This window comes from Stenotrophomonas sp. STEN023, assembly GCF_056760135.1.
In genome coordinates, this window is record NZ_JBRREF010000060.1 from 1 (window position 1) to 21710 (window position 21710).

The window sequence follows — 21710 nt, forward strand, 5'->3', positions numbered from 1 at the left end:
GGAGCATTACCGGGAAGCCTCTGCCGAGCATGGCTCGGCACTACAGGCGCATTGCTGGGAAAGCCCCTGCCGAGCATGGCTCGGCACTACAGGCGCATTGCTGGGAAAGCCCCTGCCGAGCATGGCTCGGCACTACAGGCGCATTGCTGGGAAAGCCTCTGCCGTGCATGGCTCGGCACCACATCGGCGCCTTTCAGGCAAAAGAAAAGCGGGCAAATGGCCCGCTTTTCTTCTCAGTGATACAACACCGCAGCCTTATTCGGCCGGGGTGCCCTCGCCTTCTTCAACGGCCTTCATCGACAGGCGGATACGGCCCTGCTTGTCGACTTCCAGCACCTTGACCTTGACCACATCGCCTTCCTTCAACACATCGCCAACCTTCTCGACGCGGTCGCTGGAGATCTGCGACACGTGGACCAGACCGTCCTTGCCCGGCAGGATGGTGACGAACGCACCGAAGTCCATGATCTTGGCGACCTTGCCTTCGTAGATGCGGCCCGGCTCGACGTCCGAGGTGATCTGCTCGATGCGGGCCTTGGCGGCCTGGGCAGCGGCGTTGTTCACCGAAGCGATGGTGATGGTGCCATCGTCCTGGATGTCGATCTGGGTGCCGGTTTCCTTGGTGATTGCCTGGATGGTGGAACCACCCTTGCCGATCACTTCGCGGATCTTGTCCGGGTGGATCTTGATGGTCAGCAGACGCGGGGCGTAGTCCGACAGCTCGGCACGCGGGGAGGTCAGGCCGTGGGCCATTTCACCCAGGATGTGCAGACGGCCAGCCTTGGCCTGCTGCAGTGCCTGCTTCATGATCTCTTCGGTGATGCCTTCGATCTTGATATCCATCTGCAGGGCGGAGATGCCCTCGGCGGTACCAGCGACCTTGAAGTCCATGTCGCCCAGGTGATCTTCGTCACCCAGGATGTCGGACAGGACGACGAAACGCTCGCCTTCCTTGACCAGACCCATGGCGATACCCGCAACCGGCGACTTGACCGGCACGCCGGCGTCCATCAGGGCCAGCGAGGAACCGCAGACCGAAGCCATCGACGAGGAGCCGTTGGATTCAGTGATTTCCGACACCACGCGAATGGTGTACGGGAAGGCTTCCAGCGACGGCATCACAGCCAGCACACCGCGCTTGGCCAGACGGCCGTGGCCGATTTCACGACGCTTCGGCGCACCGAAACGACCGCACTCACCGACCGAGTAGGGCGGGAAGTTGTAATGGAACAGGAAGTTTTCCTTGTACTCACCGGCAACGGCGTCGATCACCTGGCCATCACGGGCGGTGCCCAGGGTGATGGTCACGATGGCCTGCGTTTCACCGCGGGTGAACAGCGAGGAACCGTGGGTACGCGGCAGCACGCCGGTCTTCACGGCGATCGGGCGGACGGTGTCCAGCGCACGGCCGTCGATGCGGACCTTGGTGTCCAGCACCGAGTTACGCATGGTGCTGTATTCCAGCTCTCCGAATTCCTTCGACAGCTCGGCCGAGTTCCAACCTTCAGCGGCAACGCGGCCAGCCAGGGTCTCGACCACGTCCTTCTTGATCGCCGAAATGGCGTCACGACGCTGCAGCTTGTCACGCACCTGGAAGGCTTCGCCGAGCTTGCCGCCGACGGCTTCCTGCAGGGCGCTGATCAGCGCGTTGTTCTTGGCCGGGGCAACCCAGTCGCTTGGCTTGGTGCCGGCTTCAACGGTCAGTTCGTTGATCGCGTTGATGACCTTCTGCATTTCGCGGTGACCGAAGGTCACGGCGCCCAGCATCACGTCTTCGGACAGCAGTGCGGCTTCGGATTCCACCATCAGCACGGCATTGGCGGTACCAGCGACCACCAGCTCCAGCTGCGATTCCTTCAGCTCCGACACGGTCGGGTTGAGGATGTACTGGCCGTCCTTGTAACCGACCTTGGCAGCGCCGATCGGGCCCTTGAACGGGGTGCCGGCCAGCGACAGTGCGGCCGAAGCACCGATCAGGGCAGCGATGTCGCCGTCCACTTCCGGGTTCAGCGACATCACCGTGGCGATGATCTGCACTTCGTTCTTGTAGTCTTCCGGGAACAGCGGACGGATCGGGCGATCGATCAGACGCGAGATCAGCGTCTCCTTCTCGGTCGCACGGCCTTCACGCTTGAAGAAGCCACCCGGGATACGGCCACCGGCGTAGAACTTTTCCTGGTAATCAACGGTCAGCGGGAAGAAGTCCTGGCCTTCGCGCGCGCTCTTGGCGGCGACGGCAGTGACCAGCAACACGGTGTCGTCCATCTTGACGATGACTGCGCCGCCGGCCTGACGGGCGACTTCGCCGGTTTCAAGCGTGACGGTGTGTTTGCCGTACTGGAAGGTTTTGGTGATTTTTGCCACGGGGGATCCTTGAAATGCTTTCTTCGATTGGTCCGTTGCCAACCCATGCCGGCAACGGCTGGCCGGGCGGTTCCGGCCGGTCTACTACGATTTTGAAGCTCTAAAAACAAAGCCGCGGCGCATCGCTGCGCCGCGGCGGATATCGATTAGCGGCGCAGGCCGAGCTTTTCGATCAATGCTTTATAGCGTGCGACATCCTTGTTCTTCAGGTAGTCGAGCAGGCTACGGCGGCGGTTGACCATCTGCAGCAGACCACGGCGGCTGTGGTGATCCTTCTTGTGTTCCTTGAAGTGGCCGGTCAGCAGTTCAATGCGAGCGGTCAGCAGGGCGACCTGGACTTCCGGGGAGCCGGTATCAGCAGCGCCGCGCTTGTTTTCTTCAATGACTTTCTGGGTGTCGATCGACATGGTTTTTCTCTTCAGATGCGGGGCCAGCAGGAACGTCTCATGACGCACCGCACAGCTCGCCGATTAATAGGCTGCCCACCGGAGCGGACAGTTGCCCTTTCTAGGGCCGCAAAATTGTAACGGTCACAACCATCCGGGACAAGGCGGAAGTGACTTGAAAGGTACTGTCCGCCCCTGCCCGTTCAGAGATTGAAGCGGCGCTGCGGGCCCAGTCGCCCGCCCTCCTCCACCTGGCCCAGGCCCAGCGGCTGGCCGCCTTCGCCGTAAACCACCACCAGCCCTACCGGCCAGACCGGATTGCGCAGACGCTGGCCAAGGCAGAACCGTGCTGCCTGGGCGGCATCCAGCTCAACCCGTGGGAATTGGCTCAAGCCCTGCTCGATCGGCAGCAACCAGTCCAGCAGCGCCGTTTCGTCACCGGATTCAGCCACCGCGCGCAGCGCATCCAGGCCGATCATTTTCGGCGCCATGAACGGCTCCACCCACAGCCGACGCAGCGCGGTGACATGCGCGCCACAGCCAAGCAGCTCACCCAGGTCGCGGGCGATGCTGCGGATATAGGTGCCCGAACCGCAGGTCACCCGCAGCGACAGGCACTCGCCTTCACGCGCCAGCACCTCGATGGACTGGACATGTACTTCACGCTCCGGCGCCTCGATGGCCTCGCCACGGCGGGCCTTGGCATACAGCGGCTCACCACCCTGCTTCAGCGCCGAATAGATCGGCGCCCGCTGCAGGATCGTGCCGGTCAGGGTGGCCAAGGCCGCTTGCAGCTGCGCATCGCAGAATTCCGGTACCGGCCGCTCGCGCAGCACTACGCCGTCGGCATCATCGGTATCGGTGGTGCTGCCCAGCCTGATTTGAGCGTCATAGGCCTTGGCCGAACCCAGCAGCAGCCCGGCGATCTTGGTCGCCTCACCAAAGCACAGCGGCAGCAAGCCGGTGGCCAGCGGATCCAGGCTGCCGGTATGGCCGCCCTTCTCGGCACGGAACAGGCGACGCGCTACCTGCAGTGCGGTGTTGGAGCTCATGCCAGCCGGCTTGTCGAGCAGAACGATGCCATCCAGGCGGCGGAATTGGATTCGGGGACGCATGCAACACCATAGACAGGCCGGCATGCAGTCAGCACACCTGGCAAAAAATCGGAAACGTCGCCTGCACCAAGGCGCAGGCCAGACATGACAACAGCCCTTACGGGCTGCTGCGATTACGCTTTATCGGGGCCATTGTCGGCGTCGGACTCGGGTTCCGGCGGCGGCACCAGGTCGCGCAGCAGATTGTCGATGCGCTCACCACGGTCGACCGAATCGTCGTAGTGGAAATGCAGCTCCGGCACGTGCCGCAACTTCATCGCCTTGGCCAGCGACATGCGCAGCTCAACGGTCAGCTCACGCAGGCCCTTCATCGCCTCATCCGCACGTTCCGGCATCAGCGCGGTTACGAAGATCTTGGCGTGGGCCATGTCACGGGTGACTTCCACGTCCGACACACTGACCGAGGGCAAGCCGAATTCACGCACGGCGGCATGCACCAAGGTGCCCAGATCACGGCGGATCTGCGCAGAAACACGGTCGGTACGATGAAAGGTCTTAGGCATCAGGCAAGTATCAGCAATAAAGAGTGAATTTCAATGAAACCGGAAGGGAACCACCCGCTGCAGCCGCATTCACGGCCACAGCACCTGATTCCCAACCCCGGCTGGCAGGGGATTCGTTCGCGGGACCCGCTTCAACGAATCCCGATTCCCGACTCCCCAATCCCGGCCGTCAGAGCGTGCGCGGCACTTCGATACGCTCGAAGCACTCGATCTGGTCGCCCGGCTTGACGTCGTTGTAAGCCTTCACGCCGATACCGCACTCGGTACCGTTGCGAACTTCCTCGACGTTTTCCTTGAAGCGACGCAGCGATTCCAGCTCGCCCTCGAACACCACCACGCTGTCGCGCAGCACGCGGATCGGCTTGTTCCGCTTCACCACGCCTTCGATGATCATGCAGCCTGCAACCGCGCCGAACTTGGAGCTGCGGAACACATCGCGAACCTGCGCGATACCGATGATCTCTTCGCGGATTTCCACGCCGAGCAGACCGGATGCCACCTGCTTCACCTGGTCGATCACGTCATAGATGATCGAGAAGTAACGCAGGTCAACGCCGTTGGATTCAATGATGCGACGGGCCGAAGCATCCGCACGCACGTTGAAGCCGATGACGGTGGCCTTGGAAGCCACGGCCGAATTGGCATCGGACTCGGTGATACCGCCCACACCGGAGTGGATCACGTTGATGCGGATGTCGTCGTTGGACAGGCCAACCAAGGCCTGGCTCAGTGCCTGCACCGAACCCTGCACGTCGGCCTTGATCAGCAGGTTCAGCACCTGCTGGCCGTCGCCCTTGCCCAGCTGCGACATGATGTCTTCCATGCGGCTGCCGGCAGTGGCAACCAGGCGCGACTCGCGGCGCTTGGTTTCACGGGTCTGTGCAACGTCCTTGGCCAGGCGCTCGTCTTCAACCACGACGAAGTCGTCACCGGCTTCCGGCACACCCGACAGACCCAGCACCTGCACCGGGATCGACGGACCAGCTTCGCCAACCTGGCTGCCGGTTTCGTCGAACAGCGCACGCACGCGGCCGTACTGGATACCGCACACCAGGTAGTCGCCCTTCTTCAGCAGACCCTGCTGCACCAGCACCGTCGCGACCGGGCCACGGCCCTTGTCCAGCGAGGACTCGATGACCACACCGTTGGCGCGGCCTTCGGCCACGGCCTTCAGCTCCAGCACTTCGGCCTGCAGCGAAATCGCATCCAGCAGGTCGTCGATACCCAGGCCGGTCTTGGCCGAGATTTCCACCATCTGCACGTCACCACCGAAGTCTTCGGCCACGACCTGCTCAGCAAGCAGTTCGTTCTTGACGCGCATCGGATCGGCCGAGGCCTTGTCGATCTTGTTGATTGCCACCACGATCGGCGCATTCGCAGCGCGGGCGTGCTGGATGGCTTCCTTGGTCTGCGGCATCACGCCATCGTCGGCGGCGACAACCACCACCACGATATCGGTCAGCTGCGCACCGCGGGCACGCATCGAGGTGAACGCGGCGTGGCCCGGGGTATCGAGGAAGCTGATCACGCCCTTCGGCGTGGTCACATGGTAAGCACCGATGTGCTGGGTGATGCCACCGGCTTCGCCGTTGGCAACCTTGGTGCGGCGCATGTAATCGAGCAGCGAGGTCTTGCCGTGATCGACGTGGCCCATGATGGTCACCACCGGTGCACGCGGCACCGCGACACGCTCATCGGCACCAGTGATAGCCAGCAATGCGTCTTCGGCATCGTTGGCATTGGCGCGCACCACGTTGTGGCCGAGCTCTTCAACCACCAGCGCTGCGGTGTCATGGTCGATGGTCTGGGTGATGGTCGCCATCACACCCATCTTGAACAGCGCCTTCACCACCTCGCCGCCCTTCAGCGCAAGCTTCTGCGCCAGATCGGCTACGGTGATGGTGTCGCCAACGGCGACTTCGCGCACCACCGGTGCGGTCGGACGTTCGAAGGCATGGCTGCCGCTACCGCTGCGCGATGCGTCATTGCCGCGACGGCCCTGCGGTGCGCGAGCACCCGGACGGCCACGCGAATTATTGTTGTTGCTGTTGCCGCGGCGGGCACGGTCAGACGCCGACAGGTGCAGCTGGCCACCGAAACGGTTGCCATCACCACCCTCGTTGCGCTTGCCCGGCTTTGCATTGGCATTGGCGTTGTTGCCGCGGTCATCGCGCGACGGTGCGCGGGCCGGGGCAGCAGCTGCCGGGGCCTGGCGCGCTGCGCGCGGTGCCGGTGCTTCGGCGGCTGGTGCCGGCTTTGCAGCAGCGGCTTTGGCGGCCTCTTCAGCAGCGGCCTTCTCGGCTTCGACGCGTGCGGCTTCGGCTTCTTCGGCGGCCTTCTTGGCAGCGATACCTTCGTCGCGGGCGCGATCCTTCTCGGCCAGCATGCGCTGTTCGTCGAGGTTGCGCTGACGCGATTCTTCCAGCTTGCGCAGGATATCGGCACGCTCTTCGTCCGGCGTCATCGCAGGCTTGCCACCTTCCGGCTTGACGTAGGTGCGCTTCTGGCGCACTTCGACATTGACGGTGGTCTTGCTACGGCCAGCACTGACGGTCACTTCCTGATGCTTGCGGCGATTCAGGGTGATCTTCTTTGCTGCGGCTTCAGCGTCTTCGACCGGCTGCTCTTCCTTGCCATGCGAACGGCGGAGGAAGCCGAGCAGCTTCACTTTCTCGGTACTGGTGACGACCTGATCGGGACCGCTGAACTTCATCCCGGCCTGGGACAGCTGTTCAAGCAGTTTCTCGACCGGCGTGTTGACCAGTTCGGCGAGCTTGCGGATGGTGGTTTGCTGCGACATTCGGATCCTATGATCTTGTTTGCGCCCCCTCGTCACGAACGAAGGCAGCGCGGAGTCTACGCCCTGAGCGGCTCAGGGCACTGTTCATCGCTGGCTCATTCGCCGCGCTCCAGGCGGGCGATCTCCTCGGCGCGGGCTGCCAGGACCAGCGCCGCGGCGCGCTCCAGATCCATGCCCTCGATGCCGAACTCCAGAACCTCGTCGGCAGCCAGGTCCGACAGATCCTCACTTGTGCGCACGCCGTGGCCAGCCAGCGCGTACGCCGTAGCCTCATCCATGCCCTTCAGTGCCAGCAGATCTGCTGCCGGCACACCGCCGTCAGCACCCTCTTCAACCGCCAGCGCTTCATTGAGCAGCGCGTCACGGGCGCGGGCGCGGAGTTCTTCGACGATATCTTCGTCGAAGCCTTCCACTGCCAGCAACTCACCAACCGGCACGTAGGCGATTTCTTCCACCGTACCGAAGCCTTCGGAAACCAGGATACCTGCGATTTCCTCGTCCACTTCCAGCTTGTCCATGAACAGCTGACGGGCGACACCCTGCTCGGCTTCCGACTTGGCGGTCACCTGGTCCTGGGTCATCACATTCAGCTGCCAACCGGTCAGGCGGCTGGCCAGACGCACGTTCTGGCCGCCCTTGCCGATTGCCTGGGCCAGGCGGTCTTCTGCCACGGCCAGGTCCATCGAGTGCTTCTCTTCGTCAACGATGATCGACTGGACTTCAGCCGGTGCCATCGCATTGATGACGAAGTTGGCCGGGTTGTCGTTCCACAACACGATATCCACGCGCTCGCCATTGAGTTCGTTGGACACTGCCTGCACGCGCGAACCGCGCATGCCGATGCAGGCACCGATTGGATCGGTGCGGCTGTCATGGGCCAGCACGGCGATCTTGGCGCGGTCGCCCGGGTCACGTGCGCAGGCCTTGATTTCAACCAGGCCCTGGCCGACTTCCGGCACTTCCAGCTTGAACAGCTCGATCATGAATTCCGGGGCAGCGCGGCTGATGAACAGCTGCGGGCCACGCGGCTCCGAACGCACTTCGGCCAGGTAACCGCGCACGCGGTCGCCGGCACGCAGCACGTCACGCGGAATGCCCTTGTCCTTCGGAATGAAGGCTTCCGCATTGCCGCCCAGATCGACATAGATGTTGCCGCGCTCGGCGCGCTTGACCACACCGGTGACCAGCTCACCAACGCGGTCCTTCCACGCATCCACCACCTGCTGGCGCTCGGCTTCGCGCACACGCTGGACGATGACCTGCTTGGCAGCCTGCGCTGCGATACGGCCAAAATCGGGGTTCTCAATCTGCTCTTCGATGTAATCGCCGATTTCAACGTCGTCGGCTTCATCCACCGCATCCATCATGCGGATCTGGCGGTCCGGCGACTCCATCACGACGTCATCGGCAACCACTTCCCAGCGACGGAAGGTTTCGTAGGTACCGTCCTTGTGGTTGATCGATACGCGCGCCAGGACTTCCTGGTCGGGGTAACGCTTCTTCGCCGCCGAGGCCAATGCAGCCTCGATCGCATCAAAAATAACTTCGCGCGGCACGCCCTTCTCGTTGGCGACTGCGTCAACTACCAGCAAAAGTTCCTTGCTCATCGGCTCACTCCGCGCGCGGCTTTTTGGCCGCCGTTTCGTTATTGGAATTATTCTTGGACTTGCCCTGCTTGGGAGCCGGACCCGTCGGTTTGGTCGGTGCCAGGCCCAAAGCGGCCCAGTCCGGAATGATGCGTGCCTTGTCGATGTTATCGAACGAAGCCACGAACGGCTTGTTGTCGACGACAAACGTCACCGTGCCCTGCTGCAGGTCGACCGCGACGATTTCGCCCTGCAGGCGACGGCGGTTTTCCTGCGGCAGCTTCAGGCCGACCTTGGCGGATTCACCAATGGCCTGCTCAAACTGCTGCAGCGTGAACAGCGGACGATCCACGCCCGGCGAAGACACTTCCAGCGTGTAATTGCCGCTGATCGGGTCTTCGACGTCCAACTGCGCGGAAACCTCGCGGCTCACACGTTCGCAGTCTTCGACATTGACCATGCGCTCAGGCTGCTCAGCCAGCGGCACGTCGATATACAGGCGCAACGTTGCGCCGCCCGGGGCCGGCAGATATTCGGCACCAAGCAACTCGAGCCCCAACGCCTGCACGGTGGGGCTCAGCAGGTTCGCGATTTCAGTAGCCTTGTCGCTCACAGCCAGCCTTGATTCGTAAGTTAGAGAACGGTTGTCACCCAACCGGGGGTTCTGTATTCCAGAAACAGCAAAGGGCCCACATGGGCCCTTTGTCCGTTTGGATCCGATGACCGGATCCCGGTTGCAAGAACGGAAGCAGCCGTTCTTGCGAGCCCAACTTTTGCCTCATCAACACATCGTGTTGCAAAGACCGAAGCTGGTAGCGGGGGCAGGATTTGAACCTGCGACCTTCGGGTTATGAGCCCGACGAGCTGCCAGACTGCTCCACCCCGCATCAGAAGCGGAATTATGAAGTAAGCAAGCCGATAATGCAAGACTTATTTACTTCGCGTTTCTCCCAAGAAGCTGGAGAAACCCGGAAAAACCCTTCCGGTTGAACCACTTACTCCGTGGTTCCGACCTTTCCGCTAGGCGGTGAGGCCGTCAACTCAGGAGATGAATAATACACACTTCGCGCAGCTTTGTAACGTTTTTTATTACAAATGTGCAAAAGAATTGCGCATCCATTCCATCAGCGGGCCCAGGCCCAGCGGCAGGAACAGCAACAGCACGGAATTCACGCCGAACACGATGCCCAGGATGCGGTCGTTGTTGCGCGGCAGCGGCTCGCCCACCGGCTCATCGAAGTACATGACCTTGATGACGCGCAGGTAGTAGAAGCAACCGACCACCGCGCACAGCACGCCAACCAGCGCCAGCCACAACAGGCCACCGTTGACGGCCGCGGACAGCACAGACAACTTGGTCCAGAAGCCCAGGAACGGCGGGATACCTGCCAGCGACGCCATGATGCACAGGACCAAGCCGGCCATCCACGGACTGCGGGCGTTCAGGCCCTTGAAGTCTTCGATGTTCTCGGCTTCAAAACCGGCACGCGACAACACGATGATCGCACCGAATGCTGCGGTCGACATGATGGCGTAAGCGATGGCGTAGAACAGCGCGGCCGAATAGCCCTGCTCGCCACCACCGGCGATGCCCATCAGCAGGAAGCCGATGTGCGACACGGTCGAGTAGGCCAGCATGCGCTTCAGATTGGTCTGAGCGATGGCCATCAGGTTACCGATGACCAGCGACAGCGCGGCCAGACCAGCAAGCACGTACTGCAGCTCGGTGGACAGCGGACCAACGCCCATTTCCAACAGGCGGTAAGCCATGCCGAATGCAGCCAGCTTCGGCGCCGAGCTGATGAACAGTGCGATCGGCGCCGGAGCACCCTGATACACGTCGGGCAGCCACATGTGGAACGGCGCAGCGCCCAGCTTGAAGGCAACGCCGGCAACCATGAACACCGCGCCGGTCAGCAGCAGCAGGCGCTCATCGGAATGGGCGATGGAGGCGTGGATCACGTCCAGGTGCAGCGAACCGGTGGCGCCGTAGACCAGCGACATGCCGTACAGCAGCAGGCCCGAGGCCAGCGAACCGAGCACGATGTACTTCATGCCGGCTTCGGCAGCGAGCTTGTTCTCCCGGTTGCTGGCAACCAGCGCGTAGGAACACAGCGCCAGCAGCTCCAGGCCCAGGTAAACCATCAGCAGGCTGCCGGCCGAGACCAGGATCATCATGCCGGCGGTGGCGAACAGGATCAGCACCGGGATCTCGCCCTGGTATAGATCGCGCTCGCGCAGGTAGCTCCAGCCGTAGACCAGGCTCAGGCCGCTGACCAGCACCACCACCGTCTTCATGACATCGGCAGCGTTGTCACGGATGAACATCCCGTGGAATACCTCGCCCTGCCCGCCCACGCCGTTCAACAGCATGATGAAGGCGACAGCGAGGATCGCCACCGAAATGAAGTGGGTCCAGACCTTGTGCTTGGTGCTGATGAACAGATCAAGGATCAGCAGGGCAAAGGCACCGCCAATCACTACCAGTTCGGGCAGCAACGGCAGCAGGTCGGTCATGGTCAACGGCAGAGGCGTCGGCGTGGTCATCATCAAATCCTGGAATCAATACTCGACAGGCCGCTTACAGCAGCTTGCTCGAAGCGATCTGCATCGCCAGATGGGCGATGGACGGCTCCATCAGATCGGTCAACGGCTTGGGATAGAAGCCCAGCACCAGCGTACCGACGGCAAACACGGTCATTACCAGCCACTCACGGCCATTCATGTCCTTCAGCTCGGCGACGTGGGCGTTGCCCACTTCACCGAAGAACACGCGCTTGTACAGCCACAGCGAGTAGGCCGCACTGATGATCAGCGTGGTCGCAGCGCCCAGCGCAACCAGCGGATTCCACTGGAATGCAGCCAGCACGATCATGAACTCGCCAACGAAACCACTGGTGCCCGGCAGGCCGGAATTGGCCATGAAGAACAGCAGCGCGAAGGCGGCAAACCACGGCATCACGTTGACCACGCCGCCGTAATCGGCGATGCGGCGGCTGTGCATGCGGTCATACAGAACGCCCACGCAGGAGAACATCGCGCCGGACACGAAACCGTGCGAAACCATCTGCACCATCGCGCCCTGCAGGCCCAGACGGGCTGCGTCGGCATTGCCGGCATCACGTACCAGCCACAGCGCGGTGAAGGTACCGAGGGTGACGAAACCCATGTGCGCGACCGATGAATAAGCGATCAGCTTCTTCATGTCGTCCTGCACCATGGCCACCAGGCCGACGTAGATCACCGCCACCAGCGACAGCGCGATCACCAGCCAGGCCCACTCGTGGCTTGCGTCCGGCACGATCGGCAGGTTGAAGCGCAGGAAGCCGTAGCCACCAATCTTCAGTGCGATCGCGGCCAGGATCACCGAACCGGCGGTGGGTGCTTCAACGTGCGCGTCCGGCAGCCAGGTGTGTACCGGGAACATCGGCACCTTGACCGCGAAAGCGATCAGGAACGCGAAGAATATCCAGGTCTGCTCCTTGCCCGACAGCTGCAGCTGATACAGGTCAACCAGCTGGAAGCTGCCGCCCTTCAGGTACAGGTAGATCAGTGCCACCAGCATCAGCACCGAGCCGAGGAAGGTGTACAGGAAGAACTTCATCGCCGCGTAGATACGACGCGGACCGCCCCAGACACCGATGATCAGGAACATCGGGATCAACATGGCTTCGAAGAACACGTAGAACAGCATCGCGTCGGTGGCGGCGAAGATGCCGACCGTCACGCCTTCCAGGATCAGGAAGGCTGCCACGTACTGGTTGACGCGCTTGTCGACCACGCCCCAGGCGCCGATCAGTGCCAGCACGCCGATCAGCGTGGTCAGCAGGATCAGGGCGATGGCGATGCCGTCGACGGCCAGGTTGTAGCCGATGTCGAACGCCGGGATCCACGGATGCTGTTCGACGAACTGCATCACGTCGGCAGCGCCGCGGTCGTAGCCACTGAGCAAGCCGAGGCTGAGCAGGAAGGTGAGCAATGCCACCGCCAGCGATGCCCAACGGGCAGCCTGGGCGTTACGCAGAGCGAGGATCAACGCACCGCCGAAGATCGGCAGCCAGATGAGAATACTAAGTAGAGGCCAGTTCGACACGTCTTCTATTCCGTACAGGTCAACGCCAGAAATGCATCAGCACGCCCAACAGGGCAATCAAACCGATGATCATCGCGAACGCGTAGTGGTAGAGGAAACCGGATTGGGTGCGGCGCAACAGGTTGGCAGCCAGGTCGACCAGACGCGCCGAACCATTGACCATCACCCCATCAACGACCGTGCTATCAACGGCACGGGCGGCCTTGCCGAGCTGCACACCACCGCCGGCAAAGCCGTCGATCCAGAGCTTGTCGAAGCCGTACTTGTTTTCCAGCACCGAAACCACCGGTGCCAGGGTCTTGCGAGCCTGTCCTGCCAGTTCCGGCTTCCAGATGTAGAACACCCAGGCCAGCGCGAAACCTGCAACCGTCAGCCAGAACGCCGGCATCTGCATGCCGTGTACCGCATAGGCCACCGAACCGTGCCAGAACTCCTTGCCAACCTCGGCAATGGTATCGCGCGCCGGGTCGTAGAAATCGACGATGCCGGTGAAGAACGACATGGTCTGGCCGGGGATACCGGCAGCGGCGGCGTGGCCGTCCCAGCCGGTGCCAAACAGCATCGGGCCGATGGTGAAGAAGCCGATGAGGATGGACGGGATTGCCAGCAGCACCAGCGGGATCGTCACCACCAGCGGCGACTCATGCGGCTCGTGGGCACCGTGACCATGGTGGTCGTCGTGGCCATGGCCGTGATCACCGTGGTGATCGTCATGCGCATCGCGGAAACGTTCCTTGCCGAAGAAGGTCAGGAACAGCAGGCGGAAGCTGTAGAAGCTGGTGACGATAACGCCGCCCAGCACCGCCCAGTAACCGTACAACGCAACCCAGCCAGCATCGGCAGCATGCGCGTGCATGGCAGCGGCTTCGATGATGGTGTCCTTGGAGTAGAAACCCGAGAAGAACGGTGTACCGACCAGGGCCAGCGTACCGATCCACATCGTGATGTGGGTGGTCGGCATGTATTTGCGCAGGCCGCCCATCTTCATCATGTTCTGCTCATGGTGCATGCCCATGATCACCGAACCGGCACCGAGGAACAGCAGCGCCTTGAAGAAGGCGTGGGTCATCAGGTGGAACACCGCGCCGGAGTAAGCCGACACGCCCAGTGCAACCGTCATGTAGCCCAGCTGCGACAGGGTGGAGTAAGCAACCACGCGCTTGATGTCGGTCTGCACGATGCCGATCAGGCCGGTGAAGAACGCGGTGGTGGCACCGATGAACAGGATGAAGTCCAGCGCGGTCTGCGACAGCTCGAACAGCGGAGACATGCGGGTGACCATGAAGATACCCGCGGTGACCATGGTCGCGGCGTGGATCAGTGCCGAGATCGGGGTCGGGCCTTCCATCGAGTCCGGCAGCCAGACGTGCAGCGGAACCTGTGCCGACTTGCCCATCGCACCGATGAACAGGCAGATGCAGATGATGGTCGCCACGCTCCACTGGTTGTCGCCGATCAGCTGCACCATCGCGTGACCGGTCAGCTCGGTGCCCAGCACGGTGCTGGCATTGGCGAACACGGTGGCGTAATCCAGCGAGCCGAAGGCCCACAGGATGCCGGCGATGCCGAGCAGGAAGCCGAAGTCACCGACGCGATTGACCAGGAAGGCCTTCATGTTGGCGAAGATGGCCGTGGGCTTCTTGAAGTAGAAACCGATCAGCAGGTACGACACCAGGCCCACCGCTTCCCAGCCGAAGAACAGCTGCAGGAAGTTGTTGCTCATCACCAGGGTGAGCATCGAGAAGGTGAACAGCGAGATGTAGCTGAAGAAACGCTGGTAGCCGTCGTCTTCGGACATGTAGCCGATCGAGTAGATGTGGACCAGCAGCGACACGAAGGTCACCACCACCATCATCATCGCGGTCAAACGGTCGATCATGAAACCGACGTGGGCCGCGTACTGGCCGACTTCAAAGAAGGTGTAGACGTTCTGGTTGTACGGCTGCGCCCCACCCCACAACAGCTGGGAGAAGATGTAGGCCGACAGCCCGAAGCTGACCGCCACACCCAGGATGGTGATGTACTGGGCGCCCTTGCGCCCCACCTGACGACCGAACAGGCCGGCGATGATGCTGCCGAACAGCGGCGCAAGCACCACTGCAATCAACAGACTCTTGGAGAGAGTGATTTCCATCTTCGGATCAGCCCTTCAGCGAATCGACTTCGCCCACGTTGATGGTGTGGCGAGTACGGAACAAGGTCACCAGGATCGCGAGGCCGATTGCAGCTTCGGCTGCGGCCACGGTCAGGATGAAGAACACGAACAGCTGACCGGCGGTGTCGCCCAGCTCACGCGAGAAGGCGATGAAGTTGATGTTCACCGACAGCAGCATCAGTTCGATCGACATCAACAGCACGATGATGTTCTTGCGGTTGAGGAAGATGCCGGCAACGCTGATGCAGAACATCACCGCGCCCAGCGCGAGCATATGGCCCAGGGAAATCATGGCTTGGCCTCCTCGCCACCATCATGTTGCGTATCGACCTGCACCACCGGCTTTTCGGCGGCCATCTTGACCATGCGCAGGCGGTCTTTTGCCTTGGTCATGGTCTGCTCGGTCGGGTTCTGCGTCTTCAGGCCTTCGCGACGGCGCAGGGTCAGCATCACGGCTGCCACCACGGCCACGGTCAGGATCACGGCCGCGAACTCGAACGGCAGCAGGTATTCAGTGAACAGGCTGCGTGCCAGCCAGGTGATGTTGGACGTATCGGCAGCAACCGCAGCAGCGTTGTCCACCGGGAATGGCGCGGTACGTGCCTTGATGCCGATCAGGGTCAGCATCTGCACCAGCATCACCACCGCGACCACCAGGCCGACCGGCAGGTAACGCACCCAGCCTTCACGCAGGTTGGTGGTGTCGATGTCCAGCATCATCACCACGAACAGGAACAACACCATCACCGCGCCGACGTAGACCAGCACCAGGGTGACGCCAAGGAACTCCGCCCCCACCAGCAGCCAGACGCAGGCGATGGAGAAGAACGTCAGAATCAAGCACAGCACGGCGTACACCGGGTTGCGCACGCTGATCACCGCTGCCGCGGAAATGCCGGCAATGATGGAGAAGAACCAGAAAGCAATATTTACCCAATCCATCTCAAGACCTCAGCGGAAGGCGGCGTCGGCGGCGCGGCGCTCGGCGATTTCGGCTTCAAGCCGGTCGCCAATTGCCAGCAGCTGCGGCTTGGTGATGATGTTCTCGCCACGCTTCTCGAAGTGGTACTCGAGAATGTGGGTCTCGACGATCGAGTCCACCGGGCAGCTTTCTTCGCAGAAGCCGCAGAAGATGCACTTGAACAGATCGATTTCGTAACGCGTGGTACGGCGGGTGCCGTCTTCGCGCTTGGCCGAGTCGATGGTGATCGCCAGTGCCGGGCACACCGCTTCGCACAGCTTGCAGGCGATGCAACGCTCTTCACCGTTGGGGTAACGGCGCAGGGCGTGCAGGCCACGGAAACGCGGCGACTGCGGGAACTTCTCCATCGGGTACATCACGGTGTACTTGGGCTTGAACGTGTATTTCAACGTCAGCCACAAGCCGCCGAGCAACTCCAGGAGCAGCAGGCTTTTGAAATAGTGGGTGATCTTATTCATGAATCAAACGCCCTTCTGGATCACGCCGTAGAACACCATCAGTGCCGTCACCGCGATCCAGAAAATGGTCAGCGGGATGAACACCTTCCAGCCCAGACGCATGATCTGGTCATAACGGAAGCGCGGGAAGCTGGCACGGAACCAGATGTACGCACTGGCGAAGAACAGCACCTTGAGCAGCAACCACGGCCAACCGCCGGTCCAGATCCAGTTGATCCACGGCGAGATGTCGGCCGTGATCCAACCCTGGAGCGGGCTCAGCCAGCCACCGAGGAAGAAGATCGAGATCAGGAAGCTGACCAGGATCATGTTGGCGTACTCGGCCAGGAAGAACAGTGCGAACGCACCGCCGGAGTACTCCACCATGTGGCCGGCAACGATTTCCGACTCACCTTCCACCACGTCGAACGGCGCGCGGTTGGTTTCGGCAACGCCGGACACCCAGTACACGACGAACAACGGGAACAGCGGCAGCAGGAACCAGTCGAACAGGCCCGAATTACCCTTCTGCGCCAGCACGATGTCGGTCAGGTTCAAGCTGCCGGCGGCGATCATCACGCCGACCAGGGCGAAGCCCATCGCGATTTCGTAGCTGACCACCTGTGCGGCCGAACGCATCGCACCGAGGAAGGCGTACTTGGAGTTGGAGGCCCAACCGGCGAGGATCACGCCGTACACGCCCAGCGAGGTCATCGCCAGCAGGTACAGCAGACCAACGTTGGCGTTGGACAGCACCAACTTGTAATCGAACGGAACCACTGCCCACGCCGCGAACGACGGTGCCAGCACGATCAACGGCGCGATGATGTACATCGCCTTGTGTGCGCTGGCCGGGGCAATGATTTCCTTGAACAGCAGCTTGGTGACGTCGGCGAAGGCCTGCAGCAGGCCGCCCAGACCGACATACATCGGCCCGTGGCGAACGTGCATCCAGCCGATCAGCTTGCGCTCCCACAACACGTAGAAGGCAACCGAGATGATCACCGGCATGGCGATCAAGAGGATCTTGATCACCGTCCACAGCACGATACCGATGTCACCCAGTGACATGAACCACTGGAACAAGGGGTCGATCGCGTTTAACAGCAACTCGTTCATGCAGCCACCACCGTTACCCGAGCGGCACCCAGCGGCGCGGTTGCGCCGTGGCCCGATTCAATCCACACCGTACCGGCGGCGACGCGCGCGTCGACCACAACCGACAGCGTGGCGCGGCCAGCGTCGGTACCGACCTTGGCCATCTGGCCTTCGCTCAGCTGCAGACGCGCGGCGTCATCGGCGTTGAGCACGATGCGCGGATCGTTGTTGAGCGGATGCGACTGCAGCGCCTGCGCACGACGCACGACGGCATCGGTGCGGTAGATCGCCGGGGTCGAGGCAACTTCAAAGCCCTCGCCCGCCAGCTGCGGCTGCGCCGAAGCGGCAACCTTGACCGTGACCGGCTGCAGACCGGCACGCAGGCCTGCAAGATCGGTGAAACCGAAACCGGCCAACTGCATGTCACCGCCCAGCGCACGCAGCACGCGCCAGCCCTCACGGGCCTCGCCCTGCAGCTTGCCGCCAGCGCGGGCGACCTGGTTGCGGCCGTCCAGATTGGTCAGCGTGGCGTCGATTTCCGGCAGCGCGCCGATCGGCAGGATCACGTCGGCCACATCGCGGGTCGAGGTGCAGGCGAAGTGGCTGAAGGCCACAACCTTGGCACCGACCAGCGCCTTGCGGGCAGCGGCGGTATCGGCGAAGTCCAGGCCCGGCTCGATGCCGTACAGGGCATAGGCCTTGCGCGGCTGCGCCAGCATTGCATTGACGTCCATGCCAGCCGGCAGCACGCCAGCCTGGGCCAGGCCCACGGCATTCGCACCCTGCGGGATGCGGCACAGCTTGGCGCCGGTGGCAGCGGCAAACGCGCTGACAGCAGCACGGATGTTGGCAGCCTGCGGGTGATTCTCGGCAATTGCACCGACGATGATGACGGTGTTGTTGCCGCCCTTCACCGCGTCGACCAACTGCGTGTTGCCCAGCGTCTCGACAAAGCGCGACGGTGCAACGATGTGCTTGCCAGCCAGCTTGAACGCGAAGTCGAAATCGACCGGGTTGATCGAATGGATCTTGGCGCCGTTGCTGGTCTGCGCCTTGCGCAGGCGAGCATGCAGCAGCGGCAGTTCGTGGCGGATATTGCTACCCAGCACGACGATATGATCGGCGTGTTCGATGTCGGCCAACGACATGCCGAAGGCTTCGGCAACCGGCGCATCGGAGAAGTCGCGGTTGTTGATGCGGTGGTCGATGTTGTTCGAACCCAGGCCAGCGGCCAGGCGGGCCAGCAGAGCGCCCTCCTCGTTCGACGTTGCCGGGTGCACCAGCACGCCGAGCTCGTCGCCACGGTTGGCTTCGAAGATTTCGCGGGCAGCGGCCAGACCTTCGGCCCAGCTCACTTCCTTCCACTCACCATTGACCTTCTGCAGCGGCTTGACCGCGCGGTCGGCCGCATACAGGCCCTGGTGCGAATAACGATCGCGATCGGACAGCCAGCACTCGTTGACCAGCTCGTTGTCACGCGGCACCGCACGCAGCACTTCGCCACGACGGGTGTGCAGGAACAGGTTCGAGCCCATCGCGTCGTGGTAACCCAGCGACTCGCGAGCGGTCAGTTCCCACGGGCGTGCCTTGAACTGGAACACCTTGTTGGTCAGCGCACCGACCGGGCACACGTCGATGACGTTACCGGACAGCTCGGTGGTCAACGGCTTGCCGTCGTAGGTGCCGATCTGCAGGTTCTCACCACGCGACATGCCACCCAGTTCGTAGGTGCCAGCGACTTCAGCGGTGAAGCGCACGCAACGGGTGCACTGGATACAGCGGGTCATCTCGGTGGCGACCAGCGGCCCCATGTCCTCGTCGACCACGACGCGCTTGCGCTCGTTGAAGCGGCTGACCGAACGGCCATAGCCCAGCGACACGTCCTGCAGTTCGCACTCGCCGCCCTGATCGCAGATCGGGCAGTCCAGCGGGTGGTTGATGAGCAGGAACTCCATCACCGAACGCTGGTACTTGAGCGCCTTCTCGTTGCGGGTCTGGATCTTCATGCCATCCATGACCGGGGTTGCGCAGGCCGGCGACGGCTTGGGCGACTTTTCAACGTCGACCAGGCACATGCGGCAGTTTGCGGCGATCGGCAACTTCTCGTGGTAGCAGAAGCGCGGAATCGGAATGCCAGCCTTGTCGGCGGCCTGGATGATCATCGAACCCTTGGGTACGACCAGGGACTGACCATCGATATCGATGGTCACGTGATCCGGCGGTACATTGGGATTTACCGGTTGCGCGCTCATGCGGCAGCAGTCTCCACCTTCTTGCCGTCAACCATCGAATGACCGTTGACGATGTAGTACTCGAATTCGTTCCAGAACTGGCGCAGGAAGCCTTGAATCGGCCACGCTGCCGCCTCACCGAACGCACAGATGGTGTGGCCTTCAATCTGGCCGGCAACCGTCTTCAGCTGATGCAGGTCTTCCATCGTGGCCTGGCCGGCGACGATGCGCTCCAGCACGCGGTGCATCCAGCCGGTGCCTTCACGGCACGGGGTGCACTGGCCACAGGATTCCTTGTGGAAGAACTGGCTGATGCGGCAGGCGAACTTGACGCAGCAGACGCTGTCATCCAGCACCACGATGGCACCCGAACCCAGGCCCGAGCCCAGTGCACGGATGGTGTCGTAGTCCATCGCCAGCCCGTTGAGCTGCTCGGCGGTCAGCACCGGCATCGACACGCCGCCCGGGATTGCGCCCTTCAGCTTGCGGCCCGGACGCAGGCCACCGGCCATCGCCAGCAGGTCGTCGAAGGTGGTGCCCAGCGGCACTTCGAAGTTGCCGCCCTTGGTCACGCAGCCGGAGACCGAGAAGCACTTCGGGCCGCCGTTGTTGGTCAGGCTCAGGTTCTTGAACCACTCCGCGCCGTTGCGGATGATCGCCGGCACCGAGGCATAGGTCTCGGTGTTGTTGATCGTGGTCGGCTTGCCGTACAGGCCGAAGTTGGCCGGGAACGGCGGCTTGTAACGCGGCTGGCCCTTCTTGCCTTCCAGCGATTCCATCAGCGCGGTTTCTTCACCGCAGATGTAAGCGCCGGCGCCGAGCGCGCCATAGATGTCGATGTCGCAACCGCTGCCCAGCACGTTCTTGCCCAGCCAGCCGTGCTTGTAGGCGTCGGCCAGGGCCTGCTCGAAATGCTCGAACGGCTCGTGGTGGAACTCACCACGCAGGTAGTTGTACGCCGCGGTCGAGCCGGTGGCGTAGCAGGCGATCGCCATGCCTTCCACGACCGAATGCGGGTTGTAACGCAGGATGTCGCGGTCCTTGCAGGTGCCCGGCTCGGATTCATCCGAGTTGCAGAGGATGTACTTCTGCACATCACCCTTGGGCATGAAGGACCACTTCAGGCCAGTCGGGAAGCCTGCACCGCCACGGCCACGCAGACCGGACTGCTTGACCATCTCGATGACGTCGGCCGGCGGGATCTTCTCTTCGAGGATCTTGCGCAGCGCGGCGTAGCCACCGGTCTTCAGATAGCTTTCGTACGACCACGGGGTGTCGTAATGCAGCGTGGTGTAGACCACGTTGTGCGGAAGTGGCGCCGGCCCGACCGGACCCTTGGATTCGTGGTGTGCCATGCCTTACTCCAGCCCGTCCAGCAGCGCGTCGACCTGGTCCAGCGTCAGGCGCTCGTGGTAATGGCCGTTGATGACCATCATCGGCGCACCGGCGCAGCCAGCCAGGCACTCTTCCTCTTTCTTGAGGTAGACGCGGCCGTCGGCGGTCGATTCACCGTGCTTGATGCCCAGCTTCTTCTCGCAATGGCGGACGATGTCGTCGGCGCCATTGAGCCAGCAGCTGACGTTGGTGCAGATGGCGACGTTGTTGCGGCCAACCTTCTCGGTCTCGAACATCGAGTAGAAGGTTGCAACTTCGTACGCCCACACGAACGGCAGGTCCAGGTACTTGGCCACGCCGGCGATCAGCTCGTCGCTCAGCCAGCCCTGGTTCTGCTCCTGTGCGGCATGCAGGCCCTGCAGCACCGCCGAACGCTTGCGATCGGGCGGAAACTTGGACAGCCAGTGATCGATGTGAGCGCGCGTCTTGTCGCTCAGCACCACCATCGGGTCGACGTTACGCGCCGCCTCGAAATTACCCGTCGCCTTCATAGGCCGACCTCAACGAATACCAAAAGCTGAAAAACCGATGCCTGCGGCGGCAGGGCCGCGCAGGCAACGGACGA

General features: G+C 62.4%; 17 protein-coding genes and 1 tRNA gene. All 18 read right to left on the bottom strand.

The window, feature by feature from the left end; genetic code table 11:
• Positions 1–255: 255 nt before the first annotated feature.
• Positions 256–2364 (bottom strand): polyribonucleotide nucleotidyltransferase, encoded by a 2109-nt coding sequence (pnp, locus tag ACVOLV_RS15650; RefSeq protein WP_481555194.1) that lies wholly within the window; start codon positions 2362–2364, stop codon positions 256–258.
• A gap of 146 nt (positions 2365–2510) precedes the next feature.
• On the bottom strand, positions 2511–2771 hold the full coding sequence (gene rpsO, locus ACVOLV_RS15655; protein ID WP_057626688.1) for a 30S ribosomal protein S15: 261 nt from the start codon (positions 2769–2771) through the stop codon (positions 2511–2513).
• A gap of 182 nt (positions 2772–2953) precedes the next feature.
• Positions 2954–3865 carry a tRNA pseudouridine(55) synthase TruB gene (gene truB / locus ACVOLV_RS15660; RefSeq protein ID WP_481555195.1) on the bottom strand — a complete coding sequence of 304 codons (912 nt, stop codon included), beginning with the start codon at positions 3863–3865 and terminating at the stop codon, positions 2954–2956.
• 113 nt (positions 3866–3978) lie between these two features.
• Complete coding sequence (gene rbfA, locus ACVOLV_RS15665; protein WP_481555196.1) at positions 3979–4368, bottom strand: 30S ribosome-binding factor RbfA; 390 nt, start codon at positions 4366–4368, stop codon at positions 3979–3981.
• A 169-nt stretch (positions 4369–4537) separates the two neighbouring features.
• Complete coding sequence (infB, locus tag ACVOLV_RS15670; protein ID WP_481555197.1) at positions 4538–7168, bottom strand: translation initiation factor IF-2; 2631 nt, start codon at positions 7166–7168, stop codon at positions 4538–4540.
• Between the two features lie 95 nt (positions 7169–7263).
• Positions 7264–8775, bottom strand: coding sequence for a transcription termination factor NusA (gene nusA / locus ACVOLV_RS15675; protein ID WP_057626692.1), 1512 nt, complete (start codon positions 8773–8775; stop codon positions 7264–7266).
• A 4-nt stretch (positions 8776–8779) separates the two neighbouring features.
• A complete protein-coding gene (rimP, locus tag ACVOLV_RS15680; RefSeq protein ID WP_481555198.1) occupies positions 8780–9367 on the bottom strand; it encodes a ribosome maturation factor RimP in 588 nt (195 codons plus the stop codon).
• Between the two features lie 197 nt (positions 9368–9564).
• A tRNA-Met gene (locus ACVOLV_RS15685) sits at positions 9565–9641 on the bottom strand.
• Between the two features lie 202 nt (positions 9642–9843).
• Complete coding sequence (gene nuoN, locus ACVOLV_RS15690; protein WP_481555199.1) at positions 9844–11301, bottom strand: NADH-quinone oxidoreductase subunit NuoN; 1458 nt, start codon at positions 11299–11301, stop codon at positions 9844–9846.
• A 34-nt stretch (positions 11302–11335) separates the two neighbouring features.
• Complete coding sequence (locus ACVOLV_RS15695; RefSeq protein WP_481555200.1) at positions 11336–12847, bottom strand: NADH-quinone oxidoreductase subunit M; 1512 nt, start codon at positions 12845–12847, stop codon at positions 11336–11338.
• A gap of 19 nt (positions 12848–12866) precedes the next feature.
• Positions 12867–14981, bottom strand: a complete 2115-nt coding sequence (nuoL, locus tag ACVOLV_RS15700; RefSeq protein ID WP_481555201.1) for an NADH-quinone oxidoreductase subunit L — start codon at positions 14979–14981, stop codon at positions 12867–12869.
• A gap of 7 nt (positions 14982–14988) precedes the next feature.
• Entirely contained in the window at positions 14989–15294 is a 306-nt protein-coding gene (nuoK, locus tag ACVOLV_RS15705; protein WP_054656949.1) for an NADH-quinone oxidoreductase subunit NuoK, read from the bottom strand.
• Entirely contained in the window at positions 15291–15944 is a 654-nt protein-coding gene (locus tag ACVOLV_RS15710) for an NADH-quinone oxidoreductase subunit J (protein ID WP_057626696.1), read from the bottom strand. The genes nuoK and ACVOLV_RS15710 overlap by 4 nt, the downstream gene beginning before the upstream one ends.
• Positions 15945–15953: 9 nt before the next feature.
• The gene (nuoI, locus tag ACVOLV_RS15715) at positions 15954–16442 is read right to left on the bottom strand and encodes an NADH-quinone oxidoreductase subunit NuoI (RefSeq protein WP_296246079.1); all 489 of its coding nucleotides are present in this window, start codon (positions 16440–16442) and stop codon (positions 15954–15956) included.
• A 3-nt stretch (positions 16443–16445) separates the two neighbouring features.
• A complete protein-coding gene (gene nuoH, locus ACVOLV_RS15720) occupies positions 16446–17540 on the bottom strand; it encodes an NADH-quinone oxidoreductase subunit NuoH (protein WP_282268407.1) in 1095 nt (364 codons plus the stop codon).
• The gene (gene nuoG / locus ACVOLV_RS15725; protein WP_481555202.1) at positions 17537–19771 is read right to left on the bottom strand and encodes an NADH-quinone oxidoreductase subunit NuoG; all 2235 of its coding nucleotides are present in this window, start codon (positions 19769–19771) and stop codon (positions 17537–17539) included. The genes nuoH and nuoG overlap by 4 nt, the downstream gene beginning before the upstream one ends.
• Positions 19768–21105 carry an NADH-quinone oxidoreductase subunit NuoF gene (gene nuoF / locus ACVOLV_RS15730; RefSeq protein WP_282268405.1) on the bottom strand — a complete coding sequence of 446 codons (1338 nt, stop codon included), beginning with the start codon at positions 21103–21105 and terminating at the stop codon, positions 19768–19770. The genes nuoG and nuoF overlap by 4 nt, the downstream gene beginning before the upstream one ends.
• A 3-nt stretch (positions 21106–21108) precedes the next feature.
• Positions 21109–21636: an NADH-quinone oxidoreductase subunit NuoE gene (gene nuoE / locus ACVOLV_RS15735; protein ID WP_282268404.1), complete on the bottom strand. Its 528-nt coding sequence runs from the start codon at positions 21634–21636 to the stop codon at positions 21109–21111.
• Between the last annotated feature and the right edge of the window lie 74 nt (positions 21637–21710).